Origin of the sequence: Pseudomonas sp. RIT-PI-AD, assembly GCF_025642785.1 — a bacterium.
In the GTDB taxonomy this organism is placed as follows: Bacteria; Pseudomonadota; Gammaproteobacteria; order Pseudomonadales; family Pseudomonadaceae; genus Pseudomonas_T.
The window spans coordinates 184040-200804 of the sequence record NZ_JANZKU010000002.1 but is presented as its reverse complement, the minus strand read 5'-3'; the positions used below and the strand labels follow the sequence as shown (position 1 = coordinate 200804).

Genomic DNA, 16765 nt, shown 5'->3' with positions numbered 1-16765 from the left:
CGGCGTTGCGGGCGGCATTCTAACACGGGGTTTTTCCACGTGGCGACAGACGCTTACGTCGTGTCCCGCGGGACATTCGACGCGGGTGGACGTTTTGACGCGTCTGTAGATTGTCGACAATTCCACGAATCGATTTGACGGGATGGTCGCTCGCGGGTAGTTTTGCCGGCGAATACACATAAGGTGTCGACAATGAGCGAAGGCGCCCTTGAGTTTCCCGGTCACTTCGGCGGCGATTCGGAAACCCTCTCCGAGCACGTTTTCAGGCGCATCCAGGCGGCCATCGTCAGGGGTGAAATCGCCCCGGGCAGCAAGATTTCCGAGCCGGAACTGGCCCGCGCCTATGGCATCAGCCGCGGCCCGCTGCGCGAGGCGATCCACCGGCTGGAAGGGCAGAAGCTGCTGGTGCGCGTTCCCCACGTCGGCGCCCGCGTGGTGTCCCTCAGCCACAGCGAGTTGATCGAGCTGTACGAGATACGCGAATCCCTGGAGGGAATGGCCTGTCGCCTGGCCGCCGAACGCATGAGCCAGGCCGAGATCGACGAGCTGCGCCGCGTGCTGGATACGCACGAACGGGACGCGGCCTTCCAGGCCGGCGTCGGCTATTACCAGCAGGAAGGCGACTTCGATTTCCATTACCGGATCATCCAGGGCAGCGGCAACCAGACCCTCAGCCGCATGCTCTGCGGCGAGCTGTATCAGCTGGTGCGCATGTACCGCATCCAGTTCTCTGCGGTGCCCAACCGCCCGCGCCAGGCGTTCCACGAGCATCACCGGATTCTCGACGCCATCGCCGAGCGGGATGGCGAACTGGCCGAATTGCTGATGCGGCGCCATATCGGCGCCTCCAAACGCAACATCGAAAGTCACTACACCGGCCCGAGTGCCACCGACAAGAACGTCACGCCACGAGGTGAGTCATGAGTCAAACCGCTACCCATCGCAGTCCAGGCCAGCGCTTCCGCGACGCGGTCGCCAGCGAACAGCCGCTGCAGATCGTCGGCACCATCAACGCCAACCACGCATTGCTCGCCCAGCGGGCCGGCTTCAAGGCGATCTACATCTCCGGTGGCGGCGTGGCCGCCGGCTCCCTGGGGGTGCCGGACCTGGGCATCACCGGGCTGGACGACGTGCTCACCGACGTCCGCCGCATCACCGACGTCTGCGACCTGCCGCTGCTGGTGGACGTGGACACCGGCTTCGGTTCCTCCGCCTTCAACGTGGCCCGCACCGTACGTTCCATGAGCAAGTTCGGCGCGGCCGCTATCCACATTGAGGACCAGGTGGGCGCCAAGCGTTGCGGGCACCGCCCGAACAAGGAAATCGTCTCCCAGCAGGAGATGGTCGACCGTATCAAGGCCGCGGTGGACGCCCGCCTCGACGACAGCTTCGTGATCATGGCGCGCACCGACGCGCTGGCCGTGGAAGGCCTCGAGTCCGCCCTGGACCGTGCCGCCGCCTGCATCGAGGCGGGTGCGGACATGATCTTCCCCGAGGCCATCACCGAGCTGCAGATGTACAAGCTGTTCGCCGACAAGGTGAAGGCGCCGATCCTCGCCAACCTCACCGAGTTCGGCGCGACCCCGCTGTTCACCGTGGAGGAGCTGCGGGAAGTCAACGTGGCCATGGTGCTGTATCCGTTGTCGGCGTTCCGCGCCATGAACAAGGCGGCGGAACACGTCTTCAACGCCATCCGCCGCGACGGCACCCAGAAAAATGTGCTGGATACCATGCAGACCCGCATGGAATTGTACGATCGCATCGATTACCACCGCTTCGAGCAGAAGCTCGACGCGCTGTTCGCCCAGAACAAAGGCAATTGATCGACCGGCCCGCTTAGGGCAGGCAAAGCACTGTGAGCCATGGCGCGGCCGAGCCGGCCATGGCGCCTCATGAGGAGTATTCGATGGCTGAAGCAAAAGTACTGAGCGGCGCGGGCCTTCGCGGTCAGGTCGCCGGCCAGACGGCCCTGTCCACCGTCGGCCAGACCGGCGCCGGGCTGACGTATCGCGGCTACGACGTCCGCGACCTGGCCGCCGAGGCACGCTTCGAGGAAGTGGCCTACCTGTTGCTGTACGGCGAATTGCCGAACGCCGAGCAACTGGCCGCCTACATGAAGAAGCTGCAAGGTCTGCGCGAGCTGCCGCGCGAACTGCGCGAGGTGCTCGAACGCATCCCCGCCAACGCCCACCCGATGGACGTGATGCGCACCGGCGCCTCGATGCTCGGAACCCTGGAACCGGAGCACAGCTTCGCCCAGCAGAACGATGTGGCCGACCGCCTGCTGGCGGTGTTCCCGGCGATCATGTGCTACTGGTATCGCTTCACCCACCAGGGCGCGCGTATCGAATGCGTCACCGACGAAGAGTCGATCGGCGGGCATTTCCTGCACCTGCTGCATGGCAAGCGGCCCAGCGAGTTGCACCGCAAGGTGATGGACGTGTCGCTGATCCTCTACGCGGAGCACGAGTTCAACGCCTCCACCTTCACCGCGCGGGTCTGCGCCTCGACCCTGAGCGACCTGTATTCCTGCGTCACCGGGGCCATCGGCTCGCTGCGCGGCCCGCTGCATGGCGGCGCCAACGAGGCGGCGATGGAGATGATCGAGAAGTTCGCTACGCCCGAGGAGGCCGTGGCAGGCACCCTCGGCATGCTCGCGCGCAAGGACAAGATCATGGGCTTCGGCCACGCGATCTACAAAGACTCCGACCCGCGCAACGAGGTGATCAAGGCCTGGTCGAAGAAGCTCGCCGATGCCGTGGGCGACAACATCCTCTATCCGGTTTCCGAAGCCATCGACAAGACCATGTGGGAACAGAAGAAGCTGTTCCCCAACGCCGACTTCTACCACGCCTCGGCCTATCACTTCATGGGCATCCCGACCAAACTGTTCACCCCGATCTTCGTCTGCTCGCGGGTATCCGGCTGGGCCGCCCACGTGTTCGAGCAGCGTGCCAACAACCGCATCATTCGCCCCAGCGCCGAGTACACCGGCGTCGAACAACGCCCGTTCGTGAGCATCGACCGGCGTTGAACGGAGCGGGGCGCCCAGGCGCCCCGCTCCGGCCTAATTAGAAACATTCCGTGATTGAGTCCCGTGCCATGAACACTGCGAACCGCAAGCCCTTGCCCGGCACCTCGCTGGATTACTTCGACGCCCGCGCGGTGGTCGAGTCGATCGAGGCCGGCGCCTACGACAAGTTGCCCTATACCTCCCGCGTGCTGGCGGAAAACCTGGTCCGGCGCTGCGACCCGGACACCCTGACCGACTCCCTCAAGCAACTCATCGAGCGCAAGCGCGAGCTGGATTTCCCGTGGTTCCCGGCGCGGGTGGTGTGCCACGACATCCTCGGCCAGACCGCGCTGGTGGACCTCGCCGGCCTGCGCGACGCCATCGCCGCCGAGGGCGGCGACCCGGCGCTGGTCAACCCGGTGGTGCCGACCCAGTTGATCGTCGATCACTCGCTGGCGGTGGAATGTGGCGGCTTCGATCCGGATGCCTTCGCCAAGAACCGCGCCATTGAAGACCGGCGCAACGAAGACCGTTTCCATTTCATCAACTGGACCAAGAAGGCGTTCAAGAACGTCGACGTGATCCCGCCGGGCAACGGCATCCTCCACCAGATCAACCTGGAGCGCATGAGCCCGGTGGTGCAGGTGAAGGACGGCGTGGCCTTCCCGGATACCCTGGTCGGCACCGACTCCCACACCCCCATGGTCGATGCCTTGGGCGTGATCGCCGTCGGCGTCGGTGGGCTGGAAGCCGAGAGCGTGATGCTCGGCCGCGCGTCCTGGATGCGCCTGCCGGACATCACCGGGGTCGAGCTCACCGGCAAGCCGCAGCCGGGCATCACCGCGACCGACATCGTGCTGTCTTTGACCGAGTTCCTGCGCAAGGAAAAAGTGGTCGGCGCCTACCTGGAATTCTTCGGCGAGGGTACCGCCAACCTGAGCCTCGGCGACCGCGCCACCATCGCCAACATGGCGCCGGAGTTCGGCGCCACCGCGGCCATGTTCTACATCGACCAGCAGACCATCGACTACCTCCGGCTCACCGGCCGCGAGGACGACCTGGTGCGGCTGGTCGAGCTGTACGCCAAGGAAACCGGCCTGTGGGGCGACAGCCTGCGGAATGCCGAGTACGAACGGGTGCTGCATTTCGACCTGTCCAGCGTGGTGCGGACCCTGGCCGGCCCGTCCAACCCGCATCGCCGCCTGCCGGTCTCCGAACTGGCCGCTCGCGGTGTCTCCGGGGTGGTGGAGAACGAGCCGGGCAAGATGCCGGACGGCGCGGTGATCATCGCCGCCATCACCAGCTGCACCAATACCAACAACCCGCGCAACATGGTCGCCGCCGGCTTGCTGGCGCGTAACGCCAACAAGCTCGGGCTGACCCGCAAGCCCTGGGTCAAGTCCTCCCTGGCGCCCGGCTCTAAGACCGTCGCCCTGTACTTGGAGGAGGGCGGCCTGCTGCCGGAACTGGAGCAACTGGGTTTCGGCGTGGTGGCCTTCGCCTGCACCACTTGCAACGGCATGTCCGGCGCGCTGGACCCGGCGATCCAGCAGGAAATCATCGACCGCGACCTGTACGCCACCGCCGTGCTGTCGGGCAACCGCAACTTCGACGGCCGCATCCATCCCTACGCCAAGCAAGCCTTCCTGGCCTCGCCGCCGCTGGTGGTGGCCTACGCCATCGCCGGCACCATCCGCTTCGATATCGAGAAGGATGTGCTGGGGCGGGACGCCCAGGGCAAGGAAATCCGCTTGAAGGACATCTGGCCGAGCGACCAGGAGATCGACGCGGTGGTCAGGGCCTCGGTGAAGCCGGAGCAGTTCCGCAAGGTCTACATCCCGATGTTCGCCATCCAGGAGGACACCGGGCCGAAGGTCAGCCCCCTGTACGACTGGCGCCCGATGAGCACCTACATCCGCCGCCCGCCCTATTGGGAAGGCGCGCTGGCCGGCGAGCGCTCCCTCAAGGGCATGCGCCCGCTGGCGGTACTGCCGGACAACATCACCACCGATCACCTGTCGCCGTCCAACGCCATCATGCTCGACAGCGCAGCGGGCGAGTACCTGGCGAAGATGGGCCTGCCGGAGGAGGACTTCAACTCCTACGCCACCCACCGCGGCGATCACCTGACCGCGCAACGGGCCACCTTCGCCAACCCGCAACTGGTGAATGAAATGGCGGTGGTCGATGGCCAGGTCAGGAAGGGCTCGCTGACCCGCGTCGAGCCGGAAGGCCAGGTCACCCGCATGTGGGAGGCCATCGAGACCTACATGGAGCGCAAGCAGCCGTTGATCATCGTCGCTGGCGCCGACTATGGCCAGGGCTCCTCGCGGGACTGGGCAGCCAAGGGCGTGCGCCTGGCCGGCGTGGAAGCCATTGCCGCGGAAGGCTTCGAGCGTATCCACCGTACCAACCTGATCGGCATGGGCGTGCTGCCCCTGGAGTTCATGCCGGGCATCACCCGCCTGACCCTGGGCATCGACGGCAGCGAGACCTACGACGTGATCGGCGAGCGGACCCCGCGCGCGACCCTGACCCTGGCGATCAACCGCAAGAACGGCGAGCGCGTCGAGGTGCCGATGATCTGTCGCCTGGATACCGCCGAAGAGGTGTCGATCTACGAGGCCGGCGGGGTCCTGCAACGTTTCGCCCAGGACTTCCTGGAGTCCTCGGTGGAGGCCCTCGCCGCGGCCCGCGCGGCCTCGGTCTGACCCTGTCGGCGTACCGCCCCCTGCCGCCCGGCACGGGGCGGTACGCCGTCGATGAACCATCAGCCCGCGACAGGCATTTCGCGGAGCCCATAGAGGAAGCCGTCATGGCCCATGTACCGCAGATCAGGATTCCCGCCACCTACATGCGTGGCGGTACCAGCAAGGGTGTGTTCTTCCGCCTGCAGGACCTGCCCGAGGCTGCCCGGGTGGCGGGGGCGGCGCGCGATGCGCTGCTGCTGCGGGTGATCGGCAGCCCGGACCCTTACGGCAAGCAGATCGACGGCATGGGCGGGGCGACCTCCAGCACCAGCAAGACGGTGATCCTGGCGAAGAGCGAAAAGCCCGGCCACGACGTCGACTACCTGTTCGGCCAGGTATCCATCGACAAGGCCTTCGTCGACTGGAGCGGCAACTGCGGCAACCTGTCCGCCGCGGTGGGCTCCTTCGCCATCGCCAGCGGCCTGCTGGAGGCCGGGCGGGTGCCGCGGGACGGCGTCTGCACGGTCCGGATCTGGCAGGCCAACATCGGCAAGACCATCATCGCCCAGGTGCCGATCGTCGCGGGTGAGGTGCAGGAAACTGGCGACTTCGAGCTGGACGGCGTGACCTTCCCGGCCGCCGAGGTCCAGTTGGAGTTTCTCGACCCGGCCGACGAGGGGGAAGGCGAGGGCGGCGGCTCGATGTTTCCCACCGGCAACCTGGTGGACGACCTCGAAGTGCCGGGTGTCGGCATGTTCAAGGCGACCCTGATCAATGCCGGCATTCCGACCATCTTCCTCAACGCCGAGGACCTCGGCTACACCGGCTGCGAATTGCAGGATGCGATCAACGGCGATCCTCAGGCGCTGGCCCGCTTCGAGACCATCCGCGCCCACGGCGCCCTGCGCATGGGGCTGATCGGCCATGTCGACGAAGCCGCTCAGCGCCAGCACACGCCGAAGGTCGCCTTCGTCGCGCCGCCGCGGGATTACCAGGCGTCCAGCGGCAAAGCGGTGCGTGCCGCCGACGTCGACCTGCTGGTCCGCGCGCTGTCCATGGGCAAGCTGCACCACGCCATGATGGGTACGGCTGCGGTGGCCATCGGCACCGCGGCGGCGATTCCCGGCACCCTGGTGAGCCTCGCCGCCGGCGGAGGCGACCGCAGCGCGGTGCGTTTCGGCCATCCTTCGGGCACCCTGCGGGTCGGCGCGGAGGCCAGCCGGGTCGACGGCAACTGGACGGTGACCAAGGCGATCATGAGCCGCAGCGCCCGGGTGCTGATGGAAGGCTGGGTGCGGGTGCCCGGCGATTCGTTCTGAACATCGATTGACGCGCCGCGGGCCTCGCTCCCCGGCGTTACCCCGAAAGACCGGCGGCAAAGACGCCGTACGCGCGGATCAACCATAACGAGCCCTGCCCGAGCAGGAGACAGGGCCAGCCTGAAGACTGAGGACAGCTTACCAACCCTTCCACATGCGAGAGGATTGCAAGATGAGTTCCAACGTCGATCTGAACGTCCGTCCCGGCTACGACAGCGTCATCCAGGACATCGCCGACTACGTGCTGAATTTCCGGATCGAATCCGGCGAAGCCCTGAACACTGCCCGCAATTGCCTGATGGACACCCTCGGCTGTGGCCTGCTGGCCCTGTGTTTTCCCGAATGTACCAAGCACCTGGGGCCGATCGTCGAGGGTACCCTGGTACCCAACGGCGCGCGGGTGCCGGGCACCCGCTTCCGCCTGGATCCGGTCAAGGCCGCCTGGGATATCGGCGCCATCGTTCGCTGGCTGGACTACAACGACACCTGGCTGGCGGCCGAATGGGGGCATCCGTCCGACAACCTCGGCGGCATCCTCGCCGTGGCCGACCACCTTTCCCAGACGCGCGTGGCCCGGGGCGAAACGCCGTTGCCCATGCGCGACGTGCTGGACGCGATGATCATGGCTCACGAGATCCAGGGTGTGTTTGCCCTGGAGAATTCATTCAACCGGGTGGGCCTGGACCATGTGTTCCTGGTCAAGCTGGCCTCCACCGCGGTGTGCGCCAAATTGATGGGCGCGACCCGCGAGCAGTTGCTGTCCGCCTTGTCCCACGTGTTCGTCGATGGCCAGGCGCTGCGCACCTATCGCCATGCGCCCAACGCCGGCTCGCGCAAGTCCTGGGCGGCGGGCGACGCGTCCAGCCGCGGCGTACGCCTGGCCGACATCGCGCTGCGCGGCGAGATGGGTATCCCCGGCGTGCTGAGCGCGCCCCAGTGGGGGTTCTACGACGTGTCCTTCAGCCATACCAACAAGGACCTGGAAACCAAGCCGGCGGACAAGCGCCAGTTCAGTTTCCCTCAGGGCTTCGGCACCTACGTGATGGAGAACGTGTTGTTCAAGATCAGCTTCCCCGCCGAGTTCCACGCGCAGACCGCTTGCGAAGCCGCGGTGATCCTGCACCCGCAGGTGCGCGACAGGCTCGAACTGATCGACAGGATCGTCATCACCACCCACGAATCGGCGATCCGCATCATTTCCAAGGTCGGCAAGCTGGCCAACCCGGCGGATCGCGACCATTGCATCCAGTACATGGTCGCGGTGCCGCTGCTGTATGGCGACTTGGTCGCCGAGCACTACGAGGACGACTTCCACGCCGCGCACCCGCTGATCGACCAGTTACGGGCCAAGATGGAAATCGTCGAGGACCCGCGTTACACCCGCGAGTATCTGGAGCCGGACAAGCGTTCCATCGCCAATGCCATCCAGGTGTTCTTCAGCGACGGCACCTGCACTGACAAGGTGGCGGTGGAGTACCCCATCGGCCATCGCCGGCGTCGCGCCGACGGCATCCCCTTGCTGGAGGAGAAGTTCAAGGCCAATCTGGCGACCCGTTTCCCCGCTCAGCGCAGCGCGCAAATCTTCGAACTGTGCCGCGACCAGGCGACCCTGGAAAGTACGCCGGTCCACCGCTTCATGGACCTGCTGGTGATTTGACGAGCATGAAAAAGCCGGAGCGAATCCGGCTTTTTCAAGGCGCGCTTCGCGAGGTCAGAGGCGCGTCGTGCTCAGCAGCAGGCTTCCCGCACCCATATAGAAGGCACCGGTGGTCTTGTTCAGGCGGATCATGCCCTTGCGGGTCTTGATGAAGCGGCGAATCTGCCGACCGAAGGAGGCATACACCAGCGAGGCGGCGTACTCGGCGAGCAAGTAAGTGGTGCCGAGGTAGAGGAATTGCTCCATGGCCGGTTGGCCCGGCTTGATGAATTGCGGGAAGATCGCCGCGAACAGCAGGATCGCCTTGGGATTGCTGATGCCGATCAGGAACTCCTGCAGCATCAATCTGGCCAGGCTGTGCTCCTGGGTGGCCGGTTGCCCGGAGCTGTCCGCCATGTCCAGGCCGCTGAAGTCGCGGCTGCGCCAGGCGTGGATGCCCAGGTAAAGAAGGTAGGCGGCCCCGACCCATTTGATCGCGGTGAAGGCGGTTTCCGACGCCAGCAGCATGGCGCCGAGGCCGATCGCGGAAATCACCAGGAAGATGGCGAAGGCCACCACCCGGCCGCTGGTGGCCAGTACCGCGGCGCTGATTCCGCGGCGAACACCGTTGTTCAAGGCACAGAAGTTGTTCGGGCCGGGGGTCAACGCGATCAGCATCGCCACCGGGGAGAACAGCAAGGCATCCATCAGGGTCATGACAGGGTCCGGAAAGAGGGCGCAGGGTTCATTTGAGGCGCCTTTCGACGCCTTTTTCCACGAGGATCTTCGCGGATATCTCTTCCACCGAGAAATGCGTGGAGTTGATGTAGTTGATGTTCTCGCGGCGGAGCAGGCCCTCCACCTCGCGTACCTCGAACTCGCACTGGGCATAGCTGGAGTAGCGGCTGTTGGGCTTGCGCTCGTTGCGGATGGCGGTGAGGCGGTCCGGGTCGATGGTCAGGCCGAACAGCTTGTCCTTGTAGGGCTTCAGGGCCTGGGGCAGCACCAGGTGCTCCATGTCGTCCTCGGTGAGCGGGTAGTTGGCCGCGCGGATGCCGTACTGCATCGCCATGTACAGGCAGGTGGGAGTCTTCCCGCAGCGGGACACGCCGATGAGAATCAGGTCGGCCTTGTCATAATAATGAGTCCTCGCCCCATCATCGTTGTCCAAGGCGAAGTTCACCGCCTCGATCCGCTCCATGTAGTTGGAGTTGTGCCCGATGGAGTGGGACTTGCCGACGGAGTAGGAGGAATGCGAGGTCAGCTCCTGTTCCAACGGCGACAGGAAGGTGGAGAAGATGTCGATCATGAACCCGTTGGACGTGGCCATGATGTCGCGAATTTCCTGGTTCACGATGGTGTCGAAGATGATCGGCCGCGCGCCGTCCGCCTCTGCAGCCGTATTGATTTGCTGTACCATGGCGCGCGCTTTTTCCACCGTGTCTATGTACGGGCGGGTGAGCTTGGTGAACGTGATCGTCTCGAACTGCGCCAGGAGGCTTTGGCCCAGGGTTTCGGCGGTGATGCCGGTCCCATCGGAAATGAAGAAAGCGGTTCGTTTCATAAACGCCAAAGGCCTTAAGGTAGGAACGATTCTTGGCTATGATAGGCCCGCTTTTGCTGGGGCCATTGCAGCGCGGCATTGTGACTTATTTTTCGGCACCAACGCCAGAATCCAGCGGAACCGCTCCTTCCGGGCAACCGTCAGGCCAGCGTTTCCACCATTAAATGTGGAGAAATCACCTTGGTAGAGTACGTAGTTTCCCTCGATAAGCTCGGCGTGCACGATGTTGAGCGGGTAGGGGGCAAGAACGCCTCGCTGGGCGAGATGATCAGCAACCTCGCCGGTGCCGGTGTTTCCGTACCCGGTGGTTTCGCCACCACGGCCCTGGCCTATCGCGACTTCCTCGAGAAGAGCGGCCTCAACGAACGCATCCACGCCACCCTGGACGCCCTCGATGTCGACGACGTGAATGCCCTGGCCAAGGCCGGCGCGCAGATCCGCCAATGGGTGATGGAAGCCGAGTTCCCCGAACAGTTGAACGCCGATATCCGCGCCGCCTTCGCCGAGATGTCCGGCGGCAACGACAACATGGCCGTCGCCGTGCGCTCCTCGGCCACCGCCGAGGACCTGCCGGACGCCTCCTTCGCCGGCCAGCAAGAGACCTTCCTGAACATCCGCGGCGTGGACAACGTGATCCGCGCCGCCAAGGAGGTGTTCGCCTCCCTGTTCAACGACCGCGCCATCGCCTACCGCGTGCACCAAGGATTCGACCACAAGCTGGTCGCCCTGTCCGCGGGGGTGCAGCGCATGGTGCGTTCGGAAACCGGCACCGCCGGTGTGATGTTCACCCTGGACACCGAATCCGGTTTCCGCGACGTGGTGTTCATCACCGGCGCCTATGGCCTCGGCGAGACCGTGGTCCAGGGCGCGGTGAACCCCGACGAGTTCTACGTGCATAAGCCCACCCTCGAGGCCGGTCGCCCGGCGATCCTGCGCCGCAACCTGGGTAGCAAGGCGATCAAGATGATCTACGGCGACGAGGCGAAAGCCGGCAAGTCGGTGAAGACGGTCGAAGTCGATCGCGCCGAGCGCGCGCGTTTCGCCCTGAGCGACGCGGAAGTCACCGAACTGGCCAAGCAGGCCCTGATCATCGAGAAACACTACGGCCGCCCGATGGATATCGAGTGGGCGAAGGACGGCGACGACGGCAAGCTGTACATCGTTCAGGCGCGTCCGGAAACCGTGAAGAGCCGTTCCAGCGCGACCGTCATGGAGCGCTACCTGCTGAAGGAAAAAGGCAAGGTACTGGTGGAAGGGCGCGCCATCGGCCAGCGCATCGGCGCCGGTCCGGTCAAGGTGATCCACGACGTGTCCGAGATGGACAAGGTCCAGCCGGGCGACGTACTGGTGTCCGACATGACCGACCCGGACTGGGAACCGGTGATGAAGCGCGCCAGCGCCATCGTCACCAACCGCGGCGGGCGTACCTGCCACGCGGCGATCATCGCCCGAGAGCTGGGCATCCCGGCGGTCGTCGGTTGCGGCAACGCCACCCAGGTATTGCAGGACGGCCAGGGCGTCACGGTTTCCTGCGCCGAGGGCGACACCGGTTTCATCTTCGAAGGCCAGCTGGGGTTCGACATCCGCACCAACTCGGTGGATGCCATGCCCGACCTGCCGTTCAAGATCATGATGAACGTCGGCAACCCGGACCGCGCGTTCGATTTCGCCCAGTTGCCCAATGAGGGCGTGGGCTTGGCGCGCCTCGAGTTCATCATCAACCGCATGATCGGCGTGCATCCCAAGGCGCTGCTGAATTTCGCCAGCCTGCCCGCCGAGCTCAAGGACAGTGTGGAAAAGCGCATCGCCGGCTACGACGACCCGGTCGGTTTCTACGTCGAGAAACTGGTGGAGGGGATCAGCACCCTGGCGGCGGCCTTCTGGCCGAAGAAGGTGATCGTCCGGCTCTCCGACTTCAAGTCCAACGAATACGCCAACCTGATAGGCGGCAAGCTGTACGAGCCGGAAGAAGAAAACCCGATGCTCGGCTTCCGTGGTGCCTCGCGCTATATCAGCGAGGCGTTCCGTGACTGCTTCGAGCTGGAATGCCGTGCGTTGAAGAAAGTGCGCAACGAGATGGGCCTGACCAACGTCGAGATCATGGTGCCGTTCGTGCGCACCCTCGGCGAGGCCAGTCATGTGGTCGAGCTGCTGGCCAGCAATGGCCTCAAGCGCGGCGAAAACGGGCTCAAGGTCATCATGATGTGCGAGCTGCCGTCGAACGCCTTGCTCGCCGAGGAATTCCTCGAGTTTTTCGACGGTTTCTCCATCGGCTCGAACGACCTGACCCAGCTTACCCTCGGCCTCGACCGGGATTCCGGCATCGTCGCGCACCTGTTCGACGAGCGTAACCCGGCGGTGAAGAAGCTCCTCGCCAATGCGATCCAGGCCTGCAACAAGGCCGGCAAGTACATCGGCATCTGCGGCCAGGGGCCTTCCGATCATCCCGATCTGGCCAAATGGCTGATGGAACAGGGCATCGAGAGCGTTTCGCTGAACCCCGATTCCGTTCTGGACACCTGGTTCTTCCTGGCGGAAACCACCAGCCCGGTCTGATTCACGAAAATCCATCTCATCAGGGCGGGGGCAACCCCGCCCTTTTTTGTGCACGGCATCCATGCAAAGCAGCAGCGAGCTTTTCCCCGTGACGCTGGTCAGTGCCGAATTGCGGCGCGAGACGACCGAAGACGTCTATCTCCTGAAACCGAACAACAGCCGCGATTCCAGCGTGGAACTGGCGGTCACCCGCCTGGGACGACTGGGGCGCGAGCAGCAGCGTGGCGTCCCGGTCATCCTGCTCCACGGCAGCTTTTCCAATCGACGATTCTGGTATTCCCCGCGGGGAATCGGCCTCGGGCCCTATCTGGTAGAGGCCGGTTTCGATGTCTGGATCGCGGAAATGCGTGGCCACGGGCTTTCGCCGCGTAACCAGGACTACACACGCAACCGCGTGGCCGACTACGCACGCTATGACCTGCCGGCGATAGGGGCATTCGTGAGAGAGCAGACCGGGCAGACACCGCATTGGCTTGGTCATTCCCTGGGTGGGATCACCCTGGCGGCGGCGCTGGGGGGCGGCTACCTGGATGAAGAACTGGCCGCATCGGTCGCCCTGTTCGGCGCGCAGGTCAGCCAGGGCCATTGGGCATTGAAGATTCCCCCGCTGGCCTGGATCTGCCGCCTGCTGCTGAAGCGCCTGGGGGGGCTGTCCGGCCCTCGCTGGAAGCGCGGCCCCGAAGACGAACCCCTGGGCGTGGTGGTGGAAAGCCTTCGCTGGCACAGTCTGTTCGGGCGCTTCGGCGAGGCGGATTCGGACTGGTGGGCCGGGCTCGGCAAGGTCCGGCTTCCGGTGCTGGCGATAGCCGGGGAGGGCGACCGTCAGGATCCGGCCTGGGCCTGCCGTAAACTGGCCGAGCAGTTTTCCGGTCCACGCCACTATCTATGCCTGGGCACGAGCGCGGGCTTTTCCCAGGACTATGGCCATGTCGACATGTTGGTCAGCAGGCAGGCCCAGGAAGAAGTCTGGCCGCTGGCGGAGCAGTGGCTACGCCAAGGGGAGCTGGCGAACGCCCACGCGCTGGAACGGCCGATTGCTTAATGCGTCGGTACGGCCGACTATTCGGTTCGAATCGTCAAGCGGGGACAACCATGTTCGTCGCACTGGAGCATTTGATCCGGCTGGAGGAGGGCTATCGACGGGTCTTCCAGATCGATCGCCGTCACTATCTGCTGATCGTCGTGGAAAATCAGCCCATCCTTCTGGAAAACAGCTGCCCGCACCAGGGCGCTTCCTTGCACAACGCGACGCTCGACGGTAGGGTGCTTCGCTGTGCGCGCCACGGCATGGCGTTCGACCTGCACCGTGGCGTCGCGCTCGACTCGAATTGCCCGCCCTTGCGTTTATTGCCACTGGCCTATGACGGCGACCGCGTAGGCCTCGATCTCTAGGCCCCTCAGGAGACATCTTCCATGCAATACATCACGCCCGATCTGTGCGATGCCTATCCCGACCTGATCCAGGTCGTCGAGCCGATGTTCAGCAATTTCGGCGGCAAGGATTCCTTCGGCGGTGAGATCGTCACGGTCAAGTGCTTCGAGGATAACTCCTTGGTGAAGGAGCAGGTGGACCAGCCCGGTGAAGGCAAGGTATTGGTGGTGGACGGCGGCGGCTCGCTGCGCCGCGCTCTGCTGGGCGACCTGCTGGCCGAAAAGGCGGCCAGGAATGGCTGGGAAGGCATCATCGTCTATGGCTGCATTCGTGACGTGGACGTGATCGCGCAGACCGAGCTCGGGGTCCAGGCCTTGGCCAGTCATCCTTTGAAAACCGACAAACGCGGGATCGGCGACTTGAACGTCGCGGTGACCTTCGGCGGCGTCACTTTCCGCCCGGGCGAATTCGTCTATGCCGACAACAACGGCATCATCCAGTCACCCAAGCCCCTGCAAATGCCGGCCTGAACCGGTTTCTCGTCGCGGGTTCCTGGGGATTCCCGCGCCGCTGGTGATCGGGCTATGAATTCTTCTGATCGAGCTTGGCGGGCGATATGTCGGTGGCGTCCCCGTCAATCGACTCTCGTCGCGGTCGAGGCGTTACCTTCTGGTGGTTTCTGGGCGCGCTGGAGTCGCGCTTCGCTCGCATCGCTGACGCGCGGCGATCAGCTATTCGCCCACTGAGCATTGTGGCTTTCCAGCGGAATACGCGGCGCCCGCGCCGGGTTCGAAATGTGACCCCGTTCCTGGCGACGGCGTCTAGCCGTCATATTCCACCGCGAGGTAGGCATGCGCGATCCATTCGAAGAATCCCTGCGCGATCTGTTGAAGGTCTCGTCGTCCACCCATGACGACGACGCGACTCTGGATCGCGTACTGAAGACCGCGAACCGCCAAGTGGGCGCGGGCGATCTGTTCAGTCTCATCGGGCATTGGTTTTCCGCCCTGATGATCGCCCTGAACAATGGCTCGGCGCACGTAGCGCCCGTCTCTCGTCGTACCTCTACTTCCCGTTTCGCTGATAAGGCTGATTGAGCATGGAATTCGACCCCTGGACCCAAAGTCTGGTTAATGCGATGACCACCATGTGGGGCTCCGTCGCAGCTTTCATTCCGCGTCTGTTCGGCGCGTTGGTCGTGATCCTGCTGGGCTTCGTGGTCGCCAAGCTCCTCGATACCTTGCTGTCGAAACTATTGGCGAAGATCGGCCTGGATCGCCTGATGGCTGGCACGGGCCTGACCAAGATGCTGAGCCGAGTAGGCTTTCAAGTACCGGTCTCGACCTTGATCGGCAAGATCTTCTATTGGTTCGTGCTGCTGATCTTTTTCGTATCGGCTGCTGAGTCCCTGGGGCTCGAACGCGTTTCCGCGACGCTCGACGTCTTCGCGCTGTACCTGCCGAAAGTGTTCGGTGCCGCGCTGATCATGCTGGCCGGGGTCCTGCTGGCCCAGCTCGCCAACAGCCTGGTGCGGGGAGCCGCCGAAGGGGTGGGCCTCGACTACGCCACCGGCCTGGGGAGGATCGCGCAGGTCATGGTGATCATCATCAGCCTCTCCGTGGCCATCGGCCAGCTCGAGGTCAAGACGGAGCTGCTCAATAACGTCATCGCCATCGTTCTGATTTCCATCGGGCTCGCCGCTGCGCTGGCCTTGGGGTTGGGCAGCCGCGCCATCGCGGGTCAGATCCTTTCCGGTATTTACGTCCGTGAACTGTACGAAGTGGGTCAGCAAATCCGGGTCGGCGAAGTGGAAGGGCAGATAGAAGAGATAGGGACGGTCAAGACCATCCTGCTGACGGAGGAGGGCGATCTGGTATCCCTGTCCAACCGCCTCCTGCTCGATCAGCAGGTAAGCAGTCGCTAGCGAACCCACCAATCCTGCTACCCTATGCCGTTTGCCGGCGCCGATATGGGCCGGCAGCTCCTGACCTGACTGTCGGCCCGATCCGTTTTGAACAAGCCTCCTCCATCGTTCCCCTTGCGCTACGATCCCCGCGAGCTCTCAGACGAAGAGCTGGTGCAGCGTGCGCACGTCGAACTGTTCCATGTCACCCGGGCTTACGAAGAGTTGATGCGCCGTTATCAGCGCACGCTCTTCAACGTCTGTGCGCGATATTTAGGGAACGAGCGAGATGCGGACGATGTCTGTCAGGAGGTCATGCTGAAAGTCCTTTATGGGCTGAAGAACTTCGAAGGCAAATCGAAATTCAAAACCTGGCTCTACAGCATTACCTACAACGAATGCATCACTCAATACCGCAAAGAGCGCCGGAAGCGTCGCTTACTTGATGCATTGAGTCTGGATCCGTTGGAGGAGGCATCCGATGAGAAGATGCCCAAGCCGGAGGAACGTGGAGGGCTGGATCGCTGGTTGATCCACGTAAATCCGATCGATCGCGAGATTTTAGTGCTACGCTTCGTAGCGGAGCTGGAATTTCAGGAAATTGCTGACATTATGCACATGGGCTTGAGCGCCACCAAAATGCGCTACAAGCGGGCCCTAGACCGGCTCCGTGAAAAATTTTCAGAAATGATCGAAACTTAGTCGGGCAAAT

15 protein-coding genes are annotated in these 16765 nt (G+C 64.0%); 13 read left to right on the top strand and 2 right to left on the bottom strand.

Annotated features, from left to right (window positions below; genetic code table 11):
• The first annotated feature begins 192 nt into the window (after nucleotides 1-192).
• From OGL92_RS02670 to prpD, 6 genes are all read left to right on the top strand, one after another.
• A complete protein-coding gene (locus OGL92_RS02670; protein ID WP_263140023.1) occupies nucleotides 193-924 on the top strand; it encodes a GntR family transcriptional regulator in 732 nt (243 codons plus the stop codon).
• Complete coding sequence (prpB, locus tag OGL92_RS02665; protein ID WP_263140020.1) at nucleotides 921-1823, top strand: methylisocitrate lyase; 903 nt, start codon at nucleotides 921-923, stop codon at nucleotides 1821-1823. Before OGL92_RS02670 ends, prpB begins: the two co-directional genes overlap by 4 nt.
• Before the next feature lie 83 nt (nucleotides 1824-1906).
• Nucleotides 1907-3034, top strand: a complete 1128-nt coding sequence (gene prpC, locus OGL92_RS02660; RefSeq protein WP_263140017.1) for a 2-methylcitrate synthase — start codon at nucleotides 1907-1909, stop codon at nucleotides 3032-3034.
• 68 nt (nucleotides 3035-3102) lie between these two features.
• Nucleotides 3103-5724 (top strand): Fe/S-dependent 2-methylisocitrate dehydratase AcnD, encoded by a 2622-nt coding sequence (gene acnD / locus OGL92_RS02655; RefSeq protein ID WP_263140012.1) that lies wholly within the window; start codon nucleotides 3103-3105, stop codon nucleotides 5722-5724.
• A 104-nt stretch (nucleotides 5725-5828) separates the two neighbouring features.
• Nucleotides 5829-7022, top strand: coding sequence for a 2-methylaconitate cis-trans isomerase PrpF (gene prpF, locus OGL92_RS02650; RefSeq protein WP_263140009.1), 1194 nt, complete (start codon nucleotides 5829-5831; stop codon nucleotides 7020-7022).
• A gap of 172 nt (nucleotides 7023-7194) precedes the next feature.
• Nucleotides 7195-8679, top strand: coding sequence for a 2-methylcitrate dehydratase (prpD, locus tag OGL92_RS02645; RefSeq protein ID WP_263140007.1), 1485 nt, complete (start codon nucleotides 7195-7197; stop codon nucleotides 8677-8679).
• A gap of 54 nt (nucleotides 8680-8733) precedes the next feature.
• Here the strand turns inward: prpD and OGL92_RS02640 are convergent, their stop codons facing one another.
• Nucleotides 8734-9375 carry a LysE family transporter gene (locus OGL92_RS02640; protein WP_263140004.1) on the bottom strand — a complete coding sequence of 214 codons (642 nt, stop codon included), beginning with the start codon at nucleotides 9373-9375 and terminating at the stop codon, nucleotides 8734-8736.
• Nucleotides 9376-9403: 28 nt separating this feature from the next.
• Nucleotides 9404-10222, bottom strand: coding sequence for a pyruvate, water dikinase regulatory protein (locus OGL92_RS02635; RefSeq protein ID WP_263140003.1), 819 nt, complete (start codon nucleotides 10220-10222; stop codon nucleotides 9404-9406).
• A 180-nt stretch (nucleotides 10223-10402) separates the two neighbouring features.
• On the opposite strand from OGL92_RS02635, the gene ppsA reads away from it, so the two are divergent.
• The 7 genes from ppsA to sigX all read left to right on the top strand — a co-directional run bounded on the left by ppsA (nucleotide 10403) and on the right by sigX (nucleotide 16755).
• The gene (gene ppsA, locus OGL92_RS02630) at nucleotides 10403-12778 is read left to right on the top strand and encodes a phosphoenolpyruvate synthase (protein WP_263140000.1); all 2376 of its coding nucleotides are present in this window, start codon (nucleotides 10403-10405) and stop codon (nucleotides 12776-12778) included.
• 61 nt (nucleotides 12779-12839) lie between these two features.
• Nucleotides 12840-13820 carry an alpha/beta fold hydrolase gene (locus OGL92_RS02625; RefSeq protein ID WP_263139998.1) on the top strand — a complete coding sequence of 327 codons (981 nt, stop codon included), beginning with the start codon at nucleotides 12840-12842 and terminating at the stop codon, nucleotides 13818-13820.
• 50 nt (nucleotides 13821-13870) lie between these two features.
• Nucleotides 13871-14170, top strand: a complete 300-nt coding sequence (locus OGL92_RS02620) for a Rieske (2Fe-2S) protein (RefSeq protein ID WP_263139996.1) — start codon at nucleotides 13871-13873, stop codon at nucleotides 14168-14170.
• Nucleotides 14171-14191: 21 nt separating this feature from the next.
• On the top strand, nucleotides 14192-14680 hold the full coding sequence (gene rraA, locus OGL92_RS02615; RefSeq protein WP_263139992.1) for a ribonuclease E activity regulator RraA: 489 nt from the start codon (nucleotides 14192-14194) through the stop codon (nucleotides 14678-14680).
• A 321-nt stretch (nucleotides 14681-15001) separates the two neighbouring features.
• A complete protein-coding gene (locus OGL92_RS02610; protein ID WP_263139985.1) occupies nucleotides 15002-15247 on the top strand; it encodes a CrfX protein in 246 nt (81 codons plus the stop codon).
• Nucleotides 15248-15249: 2 nt separating this feature from the next.
• A complete protein-coding gene (locus OGL92_RS02605; RefSeq protein ID WP_263139981.1) occupies nucleotides 15250-16074 on the top strand; it encodes a mechanosensitive ion channel domain-containing protein in 825 nt (274 codons plus the stop codon).
• Nucleotides 16075-16161: 87 nt separating this feature from the next.
• Entirely contained in the window at nucleotides 16162-16755 is a 594-nt protein-coding gene (sigX, locus tag OGL92_RS02600; protein WP_263139979.1) for an RNA polymerase sigma factor SigX, read from the top strand.
• Nucleotides 16756-16765: the final 10 nt, after the last annotated feature.